We start from the raw sequence: 18,300 nt of genomic DNA on the forward strand, positions 1-18,300 counted from the left end.
CCATGCTCGACACGCCCTCCTCCTCCGCCGTCCCGCTGGTCGAACTGAAGAACGTCCGGCAGGCCTTCAAGCAGTCCGACAAGGGCGAGCATCTGGTGCTCGACGACGTCGCCCTCACCATCCGCGAGGGCGAGATCGTCGGCCTGCTCGGCCGCTCCGGCTCGGGCAAGTCCTCGCTGCTGCGCATCGTCTCCGGCCTCGTGCCGCCGACCGGCGGCACGGTGAAATGGTGCGGCAAGCCCGTCACCGGCCCCTGCGAGGGCCTGTCGATGGTGTTCCAGACCTTCGCCTTGTTCCCCTGGCTCACCGTGCTCGAGAACGTCGAGCTCGGGCTCGAGGCGATCGGCATCGACTCGGCCGAGCGCCGCCGCCGCTCGCTCGAGGCGATCGACCTGATCGGCCTCGACGGCTTCGAATCGGCCTATCCGAAGGAGCTCTCGGGCGGCATGCGCCAGCGCGTCGGCTTCGCCCGCGCGCTCGTCATCCATCCGCGCCTGATGCTGCTCGACGAGCCGTTCTCGGCGCTCGACGTGCTGACCGCCGAGACGCTGCGTACCGACATCATCGAGCTGTGGACCGAAGGCCGGCTTCCCATCAAGTCGATGCTCATGGTGACCCACAACATCGAGGAAGCGGTGCTGATGTGCGACCGCATCCTGATCTTCTCGGTCAATCCGGGCCGCGTCGCCTCGGAGATCAAGGTCGAGTTCCCCCACCCGCGCAACCGGCTCGACCCGGATTTCCGCCAGATGGTGGACGACATCTATGCCCGCATGACCAACCGCGCGTCCGAGGTGGCCGACCGCCGCCTCGCCGGCCACGGCCACGCCGCGCACGATGCCCACGGGCCGCAGGGCGCCACCATCGGCACCTCGCTCCAGCCGATTTCGAGCAACCTGCTCGCCGGCTTCCTCGAGACGCTCGCCGCGCCGCCCTATGACGGTCGGGCCGACCTGCCCCACCTCGCCGCCGGCCTCCAGCTCGAAGCCGACGAGCTGTTCCCCATCATCGAGGCGCTTCAACTGCTCGGCTTCGCCGACATCGCCGACGGCGACGTGACGCTGCTCGAGGCCGGCCGCCACTTCGTCGAATCCGAGCTCGATCAGCGCAAGGCCCTGTTCCGCACGCAGCTCGTCTCCCGCGTGCCGATCACCGCGCTCATCAAGCGCGTGCTCGACGAGCGCCCGACCCACCGTGCCCCGGCCGCCCGTTTCCAGGAAGAGCTCGAGGATCACATGTCGGCCGACTTCGCCGAGCGCACCCTCGAGGCGGCGATCGATTGGGGCCGCTATGCCGAGCTCTACGCCTTCAACGAGCAGAGCGGCGAACTGAGCCTCGAAGACCCGCACTGAGGCCGGTCCCGCGCCACGCGGGCCTCGCCGGCAGGGTTCCAATAACCGCCGTCAGAAGGCGCACACCCTCTCCCTTCTCCCCGCTGGCGGGGAGAAGGTCGCGCGGAGCGCCGGATGAGGGGACCTTCTAGATGCCCTCATCGCTCCGAATATCGATTTAAGTTCAAGGAAATGGCCCCCTCATCCGCCCCTTCGGGGCACCTTCTCCCCGAGCGGGGAGAAGGAAGGGGTGGCATCCGACGATCCAAGAACCGGTCCCCGCCGTCCCCCGTCAGAACGGGTAGGTGCAGTGGACGTGGCCGAAGCTGGTGTAGCGGCACTCGCCGCCGTTCGGGCCGTACCACCAATCGATGAAGATCGCCGTCGCCTGGCCTGTGCTCGGCACCTCGCCGTCGAGCACCCGCGCCGTGTAGGTCAGGGTGTCGCCCTCGAGCTTCGGATTGCTGATCTCGACGATCGCCGTGTGCTCCTTGCCGTCGACGACGACGGAGACGCTGGCGTTCGGCGGGTCCTTGTCGAAGCTGTCCTTGCCGGCGTCCCAAACGCCGAGGAAGCGCTTGGTCGACATGTCGCCCGACATGCGCTGGGGGCGGTCGGTGAACATGATGGTGTGGGGCGCGATGCCTTCGAGGCGCAGCGCGTGGCCGTCGAAGCTCATGGCGCGGGCGTTCTGCACGAACAGCCAGTCCGCCGCCGGTGCGGGGAAGGTGCCGGAGGCCGCCGAGGGCTCCGCGGCGAGCACCGCGCCGCTCAAAGCCGGCCCCGCGACCATCGACGCCGCGAGCATCGCCGCAACCAAGAAACGCTTCATCGCAAATCTCCCCATTCGGCGGCGCCCCAGCCGCGCCGGCTTCCCTCTCGGACTAGTCCCGCCCCGCTCGGAAGCCAAGCGGGCCGATGGGTTAAATTCTCGCAAGGGTGGCGACGCGGGCCGCGGCGCCGCGCATTCCGACCCTGGAAGTTCGGGCAGGGCAGCCATACTTTCGGCGGGGCTTCCGGGCGCCGCCGCCTTGCGCTATGCGTCTCGTCGGCCGGCCCCGGACGGGGCCCCTCTTTATGGACCCGCCGCGAGCGCCCGGCGTTCGCGCTCCCCCTGCCGCGACCCGCGAAGGTGATGCTCAATGGCTTCCTATGATCTCGTCGTGATCGGCACCGGCCCGGGCGGTTATGTCTGCGCCATCCGCGCCGCCCAGCTCGGCCTCAAGGTGGCCGTGGTGGAGAAGCGCGCCACGCACGGCGGCACCTGCCTCAACATCGGCTGCATCCCCTCGAAGGCCCTGCTCCACGCCTCCGAACTGTTCGACGAGGCCTCGCGCGAGTTCGCCCACCTCGGCATCAAGGTGCCGGCGCCCGAGCTCGACCTCGACCAGATGATGCGCTTCAAGGACGAAGGCGTCGACGGCAACGTCAAGGGCGTCGACTACCTCCTGAAGAAGAACAAGATCGACACCTTCCACGGCCGCGCGACCATCGTCGCCGCCGGCAAGGTGAAGGTCACGCCCGAGGCGGGCGAGGCGAGCGAGATCGAGACCAAGGCGATCGTGATCGCGACCGGCTCGGAAGTCACCCCGCTCCCCGGCGTCACCATCGACGAGGAGCGCATCGTCTCCTCGACCGGAGCCCTGTCGCTGAAGCAGGTGCCGAAGCGCCTCGCGGTGATCGGCGGCGGCGTCATCGGCCTCGAGCTCGGCTCGGTGTGGCGCCGCCTCGGTGCCGACGTCACCGTGATCGAATATCTCGACCGCCTGCTGCCGGGCATGGACGCCGAGGTGGCGAAGAGCTTCCAGCGCATCCTCGCCAAGCAGGGCTTCAAGTTCGAATTGTCGAGCAAGGTCACCGGCGTCGTGCCGGCGGGCGAGGCCCTCGCCGTCACCGTCGAGCCCGCCGCGGGCGGCGCGGCGAAGACCATCGAGGCCGACGTCGTGCTGGTCGCCATCGGCCGGCGTGCCTACACCGAAGGCCTCGGCCTCGAGACCGTCGGCGTCGCCCTCGATCCGCGCGGCCGCATCGTGACGGGCGGCCATTTCGAGACAAATGTGCCGGGCATCTACGCCATCGGCGACGCCATCGCCGGCCCGATGCTCGCCCACAAGGCCGAGGACGAGGGCGTCGCGATCGCCGAGATCCTCGCCGGTCAGGCGGGTCACGTGAACTACGACGTGATCCCGGGCGTCGTCTACACCGCGCCGGAAGTCGCCTCGGTCGGCAAGACCGAGGAGGAGCTCAAGGCGGCCGGCGTCGCCTACAATGTCGGCAAGTTCCCCTTCACGGCGAACGGCCGCGCCAAGGTGAACCGCACCACCGAGGGCTTCGTGAAGATCCTCGCCGATGCCAAGACCGACCGCGTGCTCGGTGTCCACATCATCGGGCCGGATGCCGGCACGCTGATCGCGGAAGCCGCCGTCGCCATGGAGTTCGGCGCGGCCTCCGAGGACATCGCCCGCACCTGCCACGCCCACCCGACTTTGTCGGAGGCGGTCAAGGAGGCGGCGTTCGCCGTCGAGAAGCGCGCCATCCATATGTGAGGCGGGGTCGGGCCGAGGGCGCGGCCTCCGACGAGGGGGCCGCTGAGGGAGCGCTGCACGATGAAGCTGATCTTCGATCCCGCGCAGCTCGCCCACCGGCCGACCCAGTACATGGTGCACGGGCGCGTCGTCGCCCCGCTCGAAAATCCCGACCGGGCGGCGACGCTGGCCGCCGCCCTCGAACCGCTCGGCCTCGTCCGCGAGGCCCTGGCGGATGCCGGCCGCGGCCCGATCGAGGCGGTCCACGCGCCCGACTACGTCGCCTTCCTCGCCGAGGCCTATGCGCGCTTCCAGGCGCTGCCGAACGCCGGGCCGGAGGTGTGGCCGAACGTCCATCCCTATCGCGGCGCCGGCCCCGATCTCGGCGCCCGGGGTCGGCCGCGGCCGACCGGCATCCTCGGGCGCGCCGGCTTCTATCTCGGCGACCTGTCGTGCGCGATGATGGCCGGTACCTTCGAGGCCGCCTACGCCTCGGCGCAGACGGCGATCGCCGGGGCGGACGCGCTGCTGGCCGGCGAACGCGCCGCTTATGCGCTGTGCCGCCCGCCCGGCCACCACGCTTATGTCGACCGCGCCTCGGGCTTCTGCTTCTTCAACAACGCGGCGATCGCGGCGGAGCGGCTGCGCGCACGCTTCGGCCGGGTCGCCATCGCCGATTTCGACACCCACCACGGCGACGGCACCCAGGCGATCTTCTACACCCGGGACGACGTCTTCTACGGCTCGGTGCACACCGATCCGAGCGCCTATTATCCACACTTTGCCGGCTATGCAGATGAGATCGGTCATGGCGCGGGCGAGGGGGCGAACCTCAACCTGCCGCTGCCCTTCGGCGCCGACGACGCGGCCTTCCTCGCCGCCAACGAACGGCTCGCGCAGGCCGTCGCGGCGTTCGGCGCGGACGTCCTGATCCTCTCCGCCGGCTGGGATGCCCACCGCGACGATCCGCTGTCCCGCCTCGCGGTGACGAGCGCGGCCTATGAGCGGCTCGGCCGCCTGTGGGGCGCGACCGGCCTGCCGACCTTGATCGTGCAGGAGGGCGGCTATTCGCTCGCCGCCATCGCCGAGGCCGCCCCGGCCTTCGTCGCGGCGTTCCGTGCGGCGGCCGGCTTGGCCGCCTGAAACGGCCGACCGAGCCGTCTCGGCGCGCCGCCGATCAGCCCCGCCCCGCGTCCCGTCGCGATGCCAGATGGTGGAGCACGATCCCGCTCGTCGTCGCGACGTTCAGGGAATCGAAATCGGCCATCGGAATGCGCACGCCGCGGGCGGTCGCGATGAGGTCGGCGGGCAGGCCCGGCCCCTCGGCGCCGAGGAGGACGAGGCTGCGGGCCGGCGGGTCGAGCCGGGCGAGGACGTCGTCGCCTGCCGGCGTCAGCGCCAAGGTCTCGAACCCGGCCGCGGCGGCGAGCGCCGGCAGATCGGCGGCGGCGCCGACGCGGGTGAACGGCACGACGAGCGCGCCGCCGACCGAGACGCGGATCGCCTTGCGATAAAGCGGATCGCAGGAGCCGCCGTCGATCAGCACCGCCGCCGCGCCGAAGGCGGCGGCGTTGCGGAAGATGCCACCCATATTGTCGTGGTTGGCGATGCCGACGAGGCCGACCACGATCGCCGGGCCGTCGAGGCCGGCGAGCAGGGTGCGCGCCTCCGGCTCGGCCGTGCGGCGGCCGATCGCGACGAGGCCGCGGTGGATCGGGAAGCCGGCGATCGCATCCATCACCACCGGCGCCGCGGCGTAGACCGGCACGCCCTTCTCCTCGGCGCGGGCGATCAACGCCTGCTGGGCGGCGAGGCGATCGTCGGCGATGAGGAGCGATTCGAGCGGGAAGCGGCCGCGGGCGAGCGCCACCTCGATCACCACCTGCCCCTCGGCGACGAAGCGGCCGTCGCGGCCGACGAGATCGCGCTCGCGGACGAAGCGGTAGGGCTCGACCCGGGGATCGTCCGGGTCGGCGATGCGCTCCACCATGATCAGCGGCGCAGGCTGTCGGCGATCGACTTCGCCCCGAAGGCGATGAAGATCACGCCGCAGATCCGCGCGATCCACGGTTCGTAGCGGCGATAGAAGCGCCGGCACACCGGCAGGCCGACGGCGAACACCAGAATGCCGTAGGCGAGGAACGACCCGACCGAGGCTGCCGCGACGAGGCCGGGCAGCGAGCCCCAGCCGAGGCTCGCGGCCTGCCCGGCGAGGAGCGCGGTGAACATCGCCGCCGCCACGGGATAGGCCTTCGGGTTGGTCAGGCCGAAGGCGAGGCCGTGCATCAGCGGATTGTGGTCGGCCGGAATGGCGCCCGCGCCGCTGCGGCCGGCATTGCGGATCGCCTGGAGGCCGAGAAAGGCGAGGTAGAGCCCGCTCGCGATGCCGAGCACCTGGAACACCCGCGTGCCGATCTCGGTGACGCCGATGATCGAGACGAGGGAGAGGGTGTACCAGACGAGGTCGCCGGCGAAGTGGCCGAGGAGGAAGCGCGCGCCGGCGCCGCGGCCGCGATCGGCCCCGATGCCGAACACGGCGAGGACGCCGGGGCCGGGGGTGATGCCGTAGGCGAAGCCGGCGAGGGCGGCGCTCGAGAGAATGGCGGCGTTCATGGCGTGATCCGGCGGCAGCGGGCGCGAACGGGGCCGCTGCGGCCCTGCGTTCGACGAGACGGAAGGCCCCATAGGACAGGACTTCGCGCCGCCGCGCCAGAGGCAAGATCGCCGTGGAGGGCCGACGCCCGAACCCACGCCGCAGCGATGCCGCCGCCTCAGGCGGCCGGCTTGCGCGCCGAGAGGGAATAGGCGAGCGGCAGCCACGGCGCGTCCGGCCAGCCGAACAGGCCGTCGGCATCCTCCACCAGTTCGGCGAACATCTGCCATGTCACCTTCGGGTGTTCGTGGAGGAATTCGATCCGAAGGCCGGCTGCGATGAGGGCGGTGACGACGGCGCCGAGCGGGTGGGAGAACCAGCATTGCTTGGCATTGGCCAGCCGCGCGTCGGGATCGGCATAATCCGTCGGGTTGGTCTCGACCAAGGGGCCGTCGAGGAAATAGGGCATGTAGCGGCCCGGCACGCCGTCGACCGCGGCGGCGTCGTCGAAGACGAGGGCCGCCGGGTGACCCTCGGCGAAATAGAGCGAACCGCCCGGCTTGAGGAAATGGGCCACGATGCGTGCCCATTCGGCGATGTCGGGCAGCCAGCCGATGGTGCCCCAGGTGACGAAGACCCGGTCGAACGCGGCCGGCTCGCCCACCGCCGCTCGGGCGTCGTAAACGTCCGCCTCGACGAAGCGGGCGTGGGACTCGAGACCGAGCTCGACGGCGAGGGAACGCGCCGCCGCAATCGCCGGCCCGGAGAAGTCGAGGCCGACGACCTCGGCGCCCTGCTGGGCGAGCACGAGGCTATCGCGGCCGAAATGGCATTGCAGGTGCAGGATGCGCAGCCCCGCGACGGGGCCGAGCTCGGCCGCCTCGATCGGCTGCAACCGGGCTCGGCCTGCCCGCAAGGGCCCGAGATCGTACATCGGGCTCTTCAGGTGGATCGCGACCCGCTCGTCCCAGTTCGCGCGGTTGATCGCGCGCCAATCGATCGCTTCAGTCATGATTCCACCCCCCTAACACCGGTGGCATGAGTGCCACGGCGGCGGGGCCGCTTTCAACGGCCCCGCGGCACGGGCGGGATCAGCCGAAGTTCACCATGACATGGCGGACCACGGTGTAGTCCTCGAGGCCGTACATCGACATGTCCTTGCCGTAGCCGGACATCTTGAGCCCGCCGTGGGGCATCTCGGTCGTCAGGGTGAAATGGGTGTTCACCCAGACGCAGCCATATTGCAGGCGGGAGGCCACCTTCATCGCGGTCGAGACGTTGGTGGTCCAGACCGACGAGGCGAGGCCGTAATCGCTGTCGTTGGCCCAGCGCACCGCCTCGTCGGCATCGGCGAAGCGGGTCACCGAGACGACCGGGCCGAACACCTCCTTGCGGACGATCTCGTCTTCCTGGCGGGCGCCGACGATGAGCGTCGGCTCGTAGAAGAAGCCGCCGCCCGCGACCTTGGCGCCGCCGGTCAGGATCTCGGTGTGCGGCAGGGCGTCGGCACGCTCGACGAAGGCGGCGACGCGCTCGCGCTGGCGCTCGCTGATGAGCGGGCCGAGCTCGGTCGCGGCGTCCTCGGCGGGGCCGTATTTGAGGCTCGCGATGGCGCCCTGGAGCTCGGCGACGAGTTTGTCGTGGATCTTCGGGCCGGCATAGATGCGGCAGGCGGCGGTGCAGTCCTGGCCCGCATTGTAGAAGCCGCCGGCACGGATGCCGGCGACCACGGCCTCGATGTCGGCGTCGTCCATGACGATGACCGGGGCCTTGCCGCCGAGTTCGAGATGGGTGCGCTTCAGGCTGCGCACCGCGGCCTGGAGCACCTTCTGGCCCGTCGCGATGTCGCCTGTGAGCGAGACCATCCGCACCTTCTGGTGCGAGGTGAGCGGCGCGCCGACCGATTCGCCACGCCCAGCGACGACGTTGACGACGCCGGCCGGCAACAGGTCGGCGAGGGTGGTGGCGAGCTTGAGGGCGGTGAGCGGGGTCTGCTCGGACGGCTTCATCACCACCGTGTTGCCGGCCGCGATCGCCGGGGCGACCTTCCAGGCGAGCATCATCAAGGGATAGTTCCAGGGCGCGATCGAGCCCACCACGCCGACCGGATCGCGGCGGATCATCGAGGTGTGGTTCGCCACATATTCGCCCGCGGCCGAGCCGGTCAGGCAGCGCGTGGCGCCGGCGAAGAAGCGGAAGGTGTCGACGATGGCCGGGATCTCGTCGTTGAGGACGCGCTCGTACGGCTTGCCGCAATTCAGGGATTCGAGCCGGGCGAAGGCCTCGGCGTCGGCCTCGATGGCGTCGGCGATGGCGAGCAGGCGGCCAGCGCGGGCGCTCGGCGGCGTCACCGACCAGGTCTCGAAGGCCCTGGCGGCGGTGTCCACCGCCGCGTCGAGCTGGGCCGGGCTCGCCTCGGCGACGTCGGCGATGCGCCCGCCGGTGCCGGCATTGAGGATTTCCTCGTTCGGGCCCTCGCCCTTCACGAGCTTTCCGTCGATGAGAAGGTCGGTCTGCATCTCAAGTCCTCCCGAAGGGCGGCGGCCGGCGCCTGCCGCGGCCGTCGCTGCGGCCGTCGGGAGGCGGACGGTGCGCCGCCGGAAAAGAGCAATCGCCTCGCCACCCCCCCGGCCGGACCGGGGATCGGCTTACTTGCCGCCGCCCGAGAAGTCGTGGGTGTCGCGGGTCAGGTAATAGGCGGCGAGGATCGGCACGAAGGTCACCGCCATCACGAACACCGCGACGACGTTGGTGACCGGGCGCTGGCGCGGCCGCACCAACTCGCCGAGCATCCAGATCGGCAGGGTGGTCTGCTGGCCGGCGGTGAAGGTCGTCACGATCACCTCGTCGAACGACAAAGCGAAGGCGAGCATGCCGCCGGCGAGGAGCGCGGTCGCGACGTTCGGCAGCACGACGTGACGGAAGGTCTGGAAGCCGTCGGCGCCGAGATCCATCGAGGCCTCGATCAGCGAGGGGGCCGAGCGGCGGAAGCGGGCGAGGGCGTTGTTGTAGACGACGACGATGCAGAACGTCGCGTGGCCGATCACGATGGTCCAAAAGCTGAACGGGATGTCGGCCAGCGCATAGGCCGAGCGCAGCGCGATGCCGGTGATGATGCCCGGCAGCGCGATCGGCAGGATGACGAGGAGCGACAGCGTCTCGCGGCCGAAGAAGCGGTGCCGCCACACCGCGGCCGAGGCCAAGGTGCCGAGCACCAGGGCGATCAGGGTCGAGACCGCGGCGACCCTGAGCGACAGGCCGAACGCCGGCCAGATGTCGGGCCGGTCGAACCACGCGGTCGAAAACCACTTGAGCGTCAGCCCCGGCGGCGGGAAGGCGAACGAGCGGTCCTCGGTCGTGAAGGCGTAGAGGATGATGAAGAGCAGCGGCAGGTGCAGGAACAGAAGGCCGCCGAACGCCGCCGCCTTGAGGGTCAGCGAGGCCCGCTCGCCCGCCTCGGCCCGGCCGCCGGCCGCTTTCTTCGGGGGCTGCTCAGAGGGCATCGAACGCTCCGAGCCGTTTGGCGATCGTGAGATAGATCCCCATGATGACGATCGGCACCACCGCGAAGGCGGCGGCGAGCGGAATGTTGCCGGCGGTGCCCTGCTGCTGCAGCACGACCTGGCCGATGAAGGGGCGCGACGAGCCGACGATGCCCGGGATGATGTAGTCGCCGAGCGTCAGCGAGAAGGTGAAGATCGAGCCCGCGACGATGCCCGGGAAGGCGAGCGGCAGGATCACCGAGCGGAAGGTGCGCGACGGGCGGCCGCCGAGATCGGCCGAGGCCTCGATGAGCGATCGGGGCACCCGTTCGAGCGCCGCCTGCACCGGCAGGATCATGTAGGGCAGCCAGACATAGGTGAAGACGATCGCGGTGCCGAGATAGGCCGTCGACAGCGAGGGCCCGCCGACCACCGGCAAGGCGAGCACGGCGTCGAGCAGCCAGCCGAGATGCAGCTCGCCGGCGAGCCAGGTCACCACGCCTTCGCGGGCGAGCAGGAGCTTCCAGGCGTAGACGCGGACGAGGTAGCTCGACCACAGCGGCAGCATGACGAGGATGTAGAAGGCGGCCTTGGCCCGCCCCCGCGCATAGCGCGCGGCATAATAGGCGATCGGGAAGGCGAGCCCGGCGCAGATCACGGTGACGACCGCGGCCATCGTCACCGTGCGCAGGATGATGCCGAGATTGGCGGGCGTGAAGAGCTGGGCGTAGGTCGCGAAGGTCGGCTTGTAGACGACCATCCCCGTGAAATCGTCGATCGCGAAGATGCTCTGGGCGAGCAGCGCGATGAGCGAGCCGAGATAGACGATGCCGAGCCAGAGCACCGGCGGCACCAGCAGCAGCGTGAGGAACAGCCAGCTCTTGCGATAGAGCAGCGTCGACAGCCGCCGCAGGGCGGTGTCGGCGGGCAGCGAGGGCGCGCGGGCGGCGGCGCTCATCAGCCGACCTCCGCGCCGTCGAGATAGAGCCGTGCGGCGGTCGGCCAGGCGACCACGACGGCATCGCCCACCTTGGCCGAAGCGCCGCCGCCATAGGGCACGCTGACCTCGATGTGGCCGCCGCCCTCGAGCGCGACGCGGTAGCGCGTCGCCGCGCCGAGGAAGCTCACCGTGGCGACGATCCCGGCGGCATGGTCGTGATCGGCGTCGGGCGCGAGCGAGATCATGCGGATGCGCTCGGGGCGCAGCGCGAAGGGGCGGGCGGAGCCGACCAGACGCGCGGCGAGCGTCTCGTCGATCATGTTCGAGGCGCCGACGAAGCCGGCGACGAAGGCGGTGCGCGGGCGGTCGTAGATCTCGGCCGGCGTGCCGATCTGCTCGATGCGGCCCTGGTTGAACACGGCGACGCGGTCGCTCATCGAGAGCGCCTCGCCCTGGTCGTGGGTGACGTAGATGAAGGTGATGCCGACCTGGCGCTGGAGCGCCTTCAACTCCTCCTGCATCGCCTCGCGCAGCTTGAGATCGAGCGCGCCGAGGGGTTCGTCGAGGAGGAGGACGGCCGGGCGGTTGACGAGGGCGCGGGCGAGCGCCACACGCTGGCGCTGGCCACCGGAGAGTTCGCTCGGGCGCCGCTCGCCGAGACCGCTCAGGCGCACCATCTCGAGCATCTCGCCGGCCTGGCGCCGCCGCTCGGCCTTCGGCACCCCGCGCACCATCAGGCCGTAGGCGACGTTCTCCCAGATGCGCATGTGCGGGAACAGCGCATAATCCTGGAACACGGTGTTGATGTCGCGGTCGTAGGGCGGCACGCCGGTGACGTCGCGGCCCTCGAGCAGAATGCGCCCGCCGGTCGGCTGCTCGAAGCCGGCGATGAGGCGCAGGCACGTCGTCTTGCCCGAGCCCGAGGGGCCGAGCATGGAGAAGAACTCGCCGTTCGCGATCTCGAAGGAGACGCCGTCGACCGCCTTCACCGCCGCGAAGTGGCGGGTGACGTCCTCGAAGCGGACGGCGGAGAGGGCATCGGGCGGAACGGGCATTCGTCGGATCTTCCGGGTTCGTTCAGGTCAGGTCGCGGGCGGTGGGACGGGCGAAGGACCCCACCCCGCCGCTGCGCGGCGACCCTCCCCCTGGCAGGGGAGGGTGGGGTGTTCCATTGAGATCGGCTCATTCCACGGCGCCCCTTCACCCTCCCCTGTCAGGGGGAGGGTCGACGGCCGAAGGCCGGCGGGGTGGGGTCCCGCCGGGCAAACGCCCCGCGGAACGCCGCGGCCCGCCTCAGTTGCCGCTCTGGACGGCGAGGTAGTCGCTCACCCACTTCGAATAGGGCACGCAGCCGGTGTCCGGGTGGTCGGCGCACTGGGCGCGCGGCGTGGTCCAGAAGTGCAGCTTGCCGAGATTGTCGACGCCGTTCGCCTTGCAGCCCTCGGCGCCGAGCAGCGGGTTGCCGTCGCAGGCGGCGAGAACGACCGGCACCGAGCCGAACCAGGCGGCGAGATCGCCCTGGAGCTTCTTCGAGATCGAGTGCTCGAGCCACTTGTAGGCGCAGTTCGGGTGCGGCGCGTCGACGTGCATCATCGTCGTGTCGGCCCAGCCGGTGGCGCCTTCCTCGGGGATCGTGGAGGCGATCGGGCGCTTGTTGGCGATCAGCAGGTTGACCTGGAACGGCCACGACGACGAGGCCGCGGTGCCCTCGTTGGTGAAGTCGTCGACCTGGACGTTGGCGTCGTGCCAATAGCGCGAGACGAGCTTGCGCTGGGCCTTGAGGAGGTCGATCGCGGCCGCGTACTGCTTCTCGTCGAGCTGGTACGGGTCCTTGATGCCGAGTTCGGGCTTGTGCTTGGAAAGATAGAGCGCGGCGTCGGCGATGTAGATCGGGCCGTCATAGGCCTGGACGCGGCCCTTGTTGGTCTTGCCGTCGGGCAGCGTCTGCTCCTCGAACACCACCGACCAGGACTTCGGCGCCTCGCCCTTGAAGACGTCCGTGTTGTAGGCGAGCACGTTGGGGCCCCACTGATAGGGCACGCCGTAATGCTTGCCGTCGACCGTGTGCCAGGGCGCATTGCGCAGCCGCTCGTCGACGGTGTTCCAACTCGGGATCAGGCTCGGATTGAGCTCCTGGACGCGGCCGCCGTAGATCAGGCGCAGGCTGGCGTCGCCGGAGGCGGTGACGAGGTCGAAGCCGCCCTGATTCATCAGCGCGACCATCTCGTCGGAGGTGCCGGCCGGCTTGAAGGTGACCTTGCAGCCGGTCTCCTTCTCAAAATCGGTGACCCAGTCGTAGGCCTTGTCGGTCGCGCCGCGCTCGACGTAGCCCGGCCAGCCGATGATCGCGACTTCGCCTTCTCCGGGGCCGATCGACTGGATCGGGCCGGCGGCGAGCACGGGTTGGGCGGCGAGAACGGCAACGGCGGCGAGCGCGGCGATGCGGCCGGCCACGGCCGGGATCGCACGCAACGCAGTACGGATTTCCACGCGGTCTGTCATTTACCCCTCCGGTCTTCAGGTGCCTCGAACAGCGTCTGGAAGCGGGCCTCTCGCGGGCTCTCGTCGAAGCTTGGCGCAAGCAGCCCCCAAAGTGAAATCTGAAATCACCCGACGAGCATTCGGAATTTCCGAACGCTCGTCTAGCCCAGCCGCCCGCGCGCCGGCTGATAGGTGCGGGCGAGTTGGATGAAGGTCTCGGCCGGCGTGCTGAGCCGCGAACCGCGCCGCCAGACGAGCCCGACATCGAGGGTCGGCGGGCGGTCGGCGATCGCCAGCGCCTCGATGCGGTCGCCTTCGAGCGACCACGGGCGATAGGCCATGTCGGGAAGCACCGCGATGCCGGCCCCCGTCGCCACGAGGCTGCGGACGGCCTCCACCGAGGCGGTGCGCAGCACCCGGTTCGGCCGCAGCCCGGCGCCGCGCCACATCGCGGTGGCCGCCTCGTCGATCTCGTCGATGGCGAGCGCGATCAGCGGCTCGGGGGCGATCTCGGCGAGGGTGACGCTCTCGCGGGCGAGGAAGGGATGGCCGGGCGGCAGCCAGACCCGGCTTTCGGAACGCAGCAGGATCTCGCTCTCGATCGCCGAGCGGTCGGCGATGTTGGAGACGAGCATCAGGGCGACGGCGAGCTCGCCGTTGCCGATCAGGTGCTCGACATAGGTCCGCTCCTCCTCGGCGACACGCACCGAGACGTTGGGGAAATTGCGCCGGAAGCGGGCGAGGAGGTCGGCGAGGAAATAGCCCGAGACGAGGCTCGTCACGCCGAGGGTGAGACTGCCCTGCACGGCCTCGGGCCGCGTCTTCAGCGCGGTCTGCGCGTCGGTGACGGCGGCGATGATGGTGCGGGCGTGGCGCAGGAATTGGTGGCCCGGATAGGTCAGCACCATGCCGCGGGCGTGGCGCTCGAACAGGCGGGTGCCCGTCTGCTCTTCGAGCGCCTTGAGGGCGTCGGTGATGGCCGATTGGGAAATGCCGACCGCCGCGGCCCCGCCGGACACGGAGCCCGCCTCGGCGACCGCGATGAAATAGGCGACCTGACGCAGCGTGATGTTCATGACGCGCGAGCCTCGATCGAAGCGGCGCCGCTGGCAAGAGGCGCCGGCAAGAGGGGCTGGTGAGAGGCGGGCCTCTCCGCGTCATGCCCGGTGTCACGCTCCGCGCTAGTCGAGCAGGGGGCTCGCTCCGCTCTCCGCTCGCGGTCACGCGGTGCTCTCTCCGCGTCATGCCCCGGCGAAGTCCGGGGCATCTCGCCGCCTGTGGCGCGCCGGGTGGAGATCGCCCGGACAGGCCGGGCGATGACGGGGAAGGTGTGAGGGGACGGCGGCCAAATAGATAATGTAATGTTATAACAAAACATAAAACCTTCCCAATATTCCCCGCCGATCGCCGACCTCTCCCAATCGATCGAGCAGTCGTGAAGGCTGTTGCACGGCTTTTCACACGACTGACATGTGCAGCCCGGACACTCCGCCGCGTTTCGCCACGCCCGCAACATCCATCGGGGGATGCCGGCTTCTGTCCGGACCGCGGTGCGCATCGATTTTCATCGAACGAGGTCTCACATGCGACAGAACTGGCTGGCTCTGGCGGCCGTCGCGCTCATTCCGGGCGTCGCCTTCGCGCAGAGCGGAGAGACGCGCTACAAGACGGCGGACGACCATCAGGCGCAGATCTATCCGATCGACCGCGCCACCCTGCTCTCCGGCGGCAAGTTCGACTTCAAGGTCGAGTTCCCGACCGTGGTGAAGCCGGAAGAGGTGCAAATCCTCATCAACGGCCAGGACTACAAGACCGTGTTCGGCAAGGAGCCGACCTTCATCGAGAAGGAAAACGGCGCCGACGCCTCTTCGATCGTCGTCAAGGACGTCGCGATCGCCAAGCCCGGCACCTACACCATCGAGGCCAAGGCCGGCGGTGCCGAAGAGACCGTCAAGTGGGACGTGTTCGGCACGCCGAAGCAGCCGGCGGTGAAGAACGTCATCTTCCTGCTCGGCGACGGCATGACCGTCTCCATGCGCACCGGCGCCCGCATCATGTCCAAGGGCAACACCCAGGGTAAGGCCAACGGCCTGCTCAACATGGACACTCTGCCGGCGATGGCCTTCATCGGCACGTCCTCGACCGATTCGATCGCCGCCGACAGCGCCAACACCATGTCGGCCTACATGACCGGCCAGAAGTCGGCCGTGAACGCGCTCGGCGTCTATGCGAGCCGCGCCAAGGGCTCGCTCGACCAGCCGCACCAGGAGACCATCGCCGAGGTGCTGCGCCGCGTCGCGCCGCAGAAGTCGATCGGCGTCGTCTCCAACGCCGAGATCGAGGACGCGACCCCGGCCGCCGTCGTCTCCCACACCCGCCGCCGCGCCGACAAGCCCGAGATCGTCGGCATGTTCTACGCGGTGAAGCCCGAGGTCATCCTCGGCGGCGGCTCGGCTTATTTCCTGCCGAAGAGCGTGCCGGGTTCGAAGCGCAAGGACGACACCGACTACGTCGCCCAGTTCAAGGACGCCGGCTATCAGCTCGTGACCACCAAGACCGAGCTCGAGGCGGCGCCGAAGGACGGCAAGCTGCTCGGACTGTTCCACACCGGCAACATGGACGGCACGCTCGACCAGAAGGTCCTGCACAAGGGCACGGTCGCGAAGTTCCCCGACCAGCCGGACGTGCCGGACATGATGCAGGCCGCGCTCGACGTGCTGTCGAAGGATCCGGACGGCTTCTTCCTGATGGTCGAGGGCGCCGAGATCGACAAGAACGAGCACCCGATGGACTGGGACCGCGCGCTGTTCGAGACCATCACCTTCGACAAGGCCGTCGGCATCGCCAAGAAGTTTGCCGAGACCCATCCGGACACGCTGATCATCGTGACCGCCGACCACACCCATGGCGCCTCGCTGATCGGCACCATCGATTACGACAAGCCCGGCACCGAGATGCGCGAGAAGGTCGGCACCTACCAGGACGCCGGCTTCCCGACCTATGTCGACGCCAACGGCGACGGCTATCCCGACAGCGTGGACGTGTCCCGCCGCCTCGCCGTGTTCGCCAACAACTTCCCGGATTATTACGAGACCTTCCGCCCGCATCTCGAGGGCCAGAATGTCCCGGCCGTGAAGAACGAGAAGGGCGAGTACGTCGCCAACGAGGCCTACAAGGACGTGCCCGGCGCGGTCCTGCGCATCGGCAACCTGCCGAAGAGCGAGGACACCGCCGTCCATGCCGTGGACGACGTCGTGCTCCAGGCCCAGGGCCCGGGCTCGGAGAAGTTCCACGGCTACATGGAGAACACCGACGTGTTCCGCGTCATGACCGAGAGCCTCGCCCTCGGCGTCGAGCCGGCGCCGACCACGGCGCAGTGAGGCGTGCCCGCAAGCGACCCGGCGCCTCGGCGTCGGGTCGTCCGGGCATGAACCGTGGGCATGACCCCACCCCGCCGCTTCGCGGCGACCCTCCCCCTGACAGGGGAGGGTGGTCGCGATCCGGCAAGCTCTTGATCTGACGATGGAACACGACGTCTTGACCCTCCCCTGGAGGGGGAGGGTCGGCACGCCGAAGGCGTGACGGGGTGGGGTGACGCCGCGGGCGAGACCCCCATGACGCCGCGGGCGAGACCCCCATGACGCCGCGGGCGAGCCCCCCATGACGCCGCGGGCGAGCCCCCCATGACGCCGCGGGCGAGACCCCGATGACACCCCGACCGCCGCGACGAGGGAGACCCGCGATGACCGAACCCGCCTGGACCCGCCGCGGCATCCTCGGGCTCGCCATGACGATCCTGCCGGCGCTTGCCGCCCGCCCGGCGCGGGCCGGGGCGACGCTCGATTTCGACGAGCTCTATTCCAAGGTGAGCGTGCTCGGCCTCACCTTCTCCGACAAGGTGAAGAGCCTCAACGGCGCGCGCGTCGGCATGGAGGGCTTCATGGCGCCACCGCTCAAGGCGGAAGCGAAGTTCTTCGTCCTCACCAAGACGCCGATGTCGATCTGCCCGTTCTGCTCCTCCGACGCCGATTGGCCCGACGACATCGTCGTCGTCTATCTTCGTGAACGGCAGACCTTCGTGCAATACAACGCCACCATCGCGGTCGAGGGCCGCCTCGAGGTCGGCTCGTGGACCGATCCGGAGACCGGCTTCGTCAGCCAGCTCCGCTTGGTCGAGTCGTCGTTCCGCTCGCTCGGCTGATCGCGATGCCCGATCTCGCCGTCCGCGATCTCGCGATCTCGTTTCCCGGCCTCGGCGCGCCGGTCATCGATATCGCCGCCCTCGACATCGCCGCCGGCGCCCGCGTCGCGGTGACGGGGCCGTCTGGGTCCGGCAAGTCCACCCTCATCAATCTTCTGGTCGGCCTGGAGCGCCCCGCCCGCGGCAGCGTGCGCTGGGGCGACACCGACCTCGCGACCCTGTCGGAGGCCCGCCGCGACGCCTTCCGCGCCGCCAACATCGGCCTCGTCATGCAGGATTTCCACCTGTTCCCCGGCCTTTCGGCGCTCGAGAACGTGCTGCTGCCCGCCCGCTTCCGCCGCCTCGCCCTCGATCGCGCGATCCGCGGGCGGGCCGAGGCGCTCATCGCCCGCGTCGGCCTGAAACGGCCCGCCCAGCGCATCGAGACCATGTCGCGCGGCGAGATGCAGCGCGTCGCCGTCGCCCGCGCTCTCGTCATGGCGCCGTCCGTCCTGGTCGCCGACGAGCCGACCGCGAGCCTCGACGCCGCCGCGGGCGCGGTCGTCGCCGACCTCCTCGTCGACCTCGCCGCCGAGGCGGGCGCGACCTTGATCGCCGTCACCCACGATGCGGCGCTCGCCGATCGTCTCGACCGCCGCCTCGCCCTCGCCGCCGGCCGCATCGTCGCCGACAGCCTTGCCCCGTCGCCGGCCCCGCGAATGGAGGCGACGGCGTGATCCCGGTGCGCTTCATCCTTGCCGATCTGCG

Annotated in this window: 16 protein-coding genes; 6 read left to right on the forward strand and 10 right to left on the reverse strand. The window is 69.9% G+C overall.

The annotated features are described in order from the left end of the window. The first annotated feature begins 2 nt into the window (after positions 1-2). A complete protein-coding gene (locus F0357_RS10655) occupies positions 3-1,352 on the forward strand; it encodes an ABC transporter ATP-binding protein (protein ID WP_153480920.1) in 1,350 nt (449 codons plus the stop codon). 271 nt (positions 1,353-1,623) lie between these two features. On the opposite strand, the gene F0357_RS10660 is transcribed toward F0357_RS10655, so the two are convergent. Continuing rightward, the gene (locus F0357_RS10660; RefSeq protein ID WP_153480923.1) at positions 1,624-2,163 is read right to left on the reverse strand and encodes a hypothetical protein; all 540 of its coding nucleotides are present in this window, start codon (positions 2,161-2,163) and stop codon (positions 1,624-1,626) included. 310 nt (positions 2,164-2,473) lie between these two features. Between F0357_RS10660 and lpdA the strand changes: the two genes are divergently transcribed. Both lpdA and F0357_RS10670 read left to right on the forward strand, forming a co-directional pair. Next, a complete protein-coding gene (gene lpdA / locus F0357_RS10665; RefSeq protein ID WP_153480931.1) occupies positions 2,474-3,877 on the forward strand; it encodes a dihydrolipoyl dehydrogenase in 1,404 nt (467 codons plus the stop codon). Between the two features lie 60 nt (positions 3,878-3,937). Then, the gene (locus F0357_RS10670; RefSeq protein ID WP_153480934.1) at positions 3,938-4,999 is read left to right on the forward strand and encodes a histone deacetylase family protein; all 1,062 of its coding nucleotides are present in this window, start codon (positions 3,938-3,940) and stop codon (positions 4,997-4,999) included. 34 nt (positions 5,000-5,033) lie between these two features. Here F0357_RS10670 and F0357_RS10675 read toward each other — a convergent pair whose 3' ends face one another. From F0357_RS10675 to F0357_RS10715, 9 genes are all read right to left on the reverse strand, one after another. After that, a complete protein-coding gene (locus tag F0357_RS10675) occupies positions 5,034-5,846 on the reverse strand; it encodes a TrmH family RNA methyltransferase (protein WP_153480936.1) in 813 nt (270 codons plus the stop codon). A gap of 2 nt (positions 5,847-5,848) precedes the next feature. Then, on the reverse strand, positions 5,849-6,469 hold the full coding sequence (locus tag F0357_RS10680) for a LysE family translocator (protein WP_153480937.1): 621 nt from the start codon (positions 6,467-6,469) through the stop codon (positions 5,849-5,851). A 158-nt stretch (positions 6,470-6,627) separates the two neighbouring features. Beyond that, a complete protein-coding gene (locus F0357_RS10685) occupies positions 6,628-7,461 on the reverse strand; it encodes a class I SAM-dependent methyltransferase (RefSeq protein ID WP_153480939.1) in 834 nt (277 codons plus the stop codon). Positions 7,462-7,540: 79 nt separating this feature from the next. After that, entirely contained in the window at positions 7,541-8,968 is a 1,428-nt protein-coding gene (locus F0357_RS10690; RefSeq protein ID WP_153480940.1) for a gamma-aminobutyraldehyde dehydrogenase, read from the reverse strand. A 129-nt stretch (positions 8,969-9,097) separates the two neighbouring features. Continuing rightward, entirely contained in the window at positions 9,098-9,952 is an 855-nt protein-coding gene (locus F0357_RS10695; protein ID WP_153480942.1) for an ABC transporter permease, read from the reverse strand. Continuing rightward, positions 9,942-10,889: an ABC transporter permease gene (locus tag F0357_RS10700; protein ID WP_153480945.1), complete on the reverse strand. Its 948-nt coding sequence runs from the start codon at positions 10,887-10,889 to the stop codon at positions 9,942-9,944. The genes F0357_RS10695 and F0357_RS10700 overlap by 11 nt, the downstream gene beginning before the upstream one ends. Then, a complete protein-coding gene (locus F0357_RS10705; protein WP_153480948.1) occupies positions 10,889-11,926 on the reverse strand; it encodes an ABC transporter ATP-binding protein in 1,038 nt (345 codons plus the stop codon). The genes F0357_RS10700 and F0357_RS10705 overlap by 1 nt, the downstream gene beginning before the upstream one ends. 238 nt (positions 11,927-12,164) lie before the next feature. After that, the gene (locus F0357_RS10710) at positions 12,165-13,373 is read right to left on the reverse strand and encodes an ABC transporter substrate-binding protein (protein ID WP_153480951.1); all 1,209 of its coding nucleotides are present in this window, start codon (positions 13,371-13,373) and stop codon (positions 12,165-12,167) included. 140 nt (positions 13,374-13,513) lie between these two features. Continuing rightward, entirely contained in the window at positions 13,514-14,428 is a 915-nt protein-coding gene (locus F0357_RS10715) for a LysR family transcriptional regulator (RefSeq protein WP_153480954.1), read from the reverse strand. 507 nt (positions 14,429-14,935) lie between these two features. Between F0357_RS10715 and F0357_RS10720 the strand changes: the two genes are divergently transcribed. The 3 genes from F0357_RS10720 to F0357_RS10730 all read left to right on the forward strand — a co-directional run bounded on the left by F0357_RS10720 (position 14,936) and on the right by F0357_RS10730 (position 18,269). Beyond that, the gene (locus F0357_RS10720) at positions 14,936-16,732 is read left to right on the forward strand and encodes an alkaline phosphatase (protein ID WP_153480956.1); all 1,797 of its coding nucleotides are present in this window, start codon (positions 14,936-14,938) and stop codon (positions 16,730-16,732) included. 362 nt (positions 16,733-17,094) lie between these two features. Continuing rightward, positions 17,095-17,553 (forward strand): hypothetical protein, encoded by a 459-nt coding sequence (locus F0357_RS10725; RefSeq protein ID WP_153480958.1) that lies wholly within the window; start codon positions 17,095-17,097, stop codon positions 17,551-17,553. 5 nt (positions 17,554-17,558) lie between these two features. Next, a complete protein-coding gene (locus F0357_RS10730; RefSeq protein WP_153480961.1) occupies positions 17,559-18,269 on the forward strand; it encodes an ABC transporter ATP-binding protein in 711 nt (236 codons plus the stop codon). The last annotated feature ends 31 nt before the right edge of the window (positions 18,270-18,300 follow it).

Origin of the sequence: Segnochrobactrum spirostomi (genome assembly GCF_009600605.1) — a bacterium.
GTDB lineage: Bacteria > Pseudomonadota > Alphaproteobacteria > Rhizobiales > Segnochrobactraceae > Segnochrobactrum > Segnochrobactrum spirostomi.

Excerpts from the sequence above, each read along its gene's own strand:
- F0357_RS10655 (WP_153480920.1), top strand. The coding sequence starts at position 3 with ATGCTCGACACGCCCTCCTCCTCCGCCGTCCCGCTGGTCGAACTGAAG.
- F0357_RS10660 (WP_153480923.1), bottom strand. The coding sequence starts at position 2,163 with ATGAAGCGTTTCTTGGTTGCGGCGATGCTCGCGGCGTCGATGGTCGCG.
- lpdA (WP_153480931.1), top strand. The coding sequence starts at position 2,474 with ATGGCTTCCTATGATCTCGTCGTGATCGGCACCGGCCCGGGCGGTTAT.
- F0357_RS10670 (WP_153480934.1), top strand. The coding sequence starts at position 3,938 with ATGAAGCTGATCTTCGATCCCGCGCAGCTCGCCCACCGGCCGACCCAG.
- F0357_RS10675 (WP_153480936.1), bottom strand. The coding sequence starts at position 5,846 with ATGGTGGAGCGCATCGCCGACCCGGACGATCCCCGGGTCGAGCCCTAC.
- F0357_RS10680 (WP_153480937.1), bottom strand. The coding sequence starts at position 6,469 with ATGAACGCCGCCATTCTCTCGAGCGCCGCCCTCGCCGGCTTCGCCTAC.
- F0357_RS10685 (WP_153480939.1), bottom strand. The coding sequence starts at position 7,461 with ATGACTGAAGCGATCGATTGGCGCGCGATCAACCGCGCGAACTGGGAC.
- F0357_RS10690 (WP_153480940.1), bottom strand. The coding sequence starts at position 8,968 with ATGCAGACCGACCTTCTCATCGACGGAAAGCTCGTGAAGGGCGAGGGC.
- F0357_RS10695 (WP_153480942.1), bottom strand. The coding sequence starts at position 9,952 with ATGCCCTCTGAGCAGCCCCCGAAGAAAGCGGCCGGCGGCCGGGCCGAG.
- F0357_RS10700 (WP_153480945.1), bottom strand. The coding sequence starts at position 10,889 with ATGAGCGCCGCCGCCCGCGCGCCCTCGCTGCCCGCCGACACCGCCCTG.
- F0357_RS10705 (WP_153480948.1), bottom strand. The coding sequence starts at position 11,926 with ATGCCCGTTCCGCCCGATGCCCTCTCCGCCGTCCGCTTCGAGGACGTC.
- F0357_RS10710 (WP_153480951.1), bottom strand. The coding sequence starts at position 13,373 with ATGACAGACCGCGTGGAAATCCGTACTGCGTTGCGTGCGATCCCGGCC.
- F0357_RS10715 (WP_153480954.1), bottom strand. The coding sequence starts at position 14,428 with ATGAACATCACGCTGCGTCAGGTCGCCTATTTCATCGCGGTCGCCGAG.
- F0357_RS10720 (WP_153480956.1), top strand. The coding sequence starts at position 14,936 with ATGCGACAGAACTGGCTGGCTCTGGCGGCCGTCGCGCTCATTCCGGGC.
- F0357_RS10725 (WP_153480958.1), top strand. The coding sequence starts at position 17,095 with ATGACCGAACCCGCCTGGACCCGCCGCGGCATCCTCGGGCTCGCCATG.
- F0357_RS10730 (WP_153480961.1), top strand. The coding sequence starts at position 17,559 with ATGCCCGATCTCGCCGTCCGCGATCTCGCGATCTCGTTTCCCGGCCTC.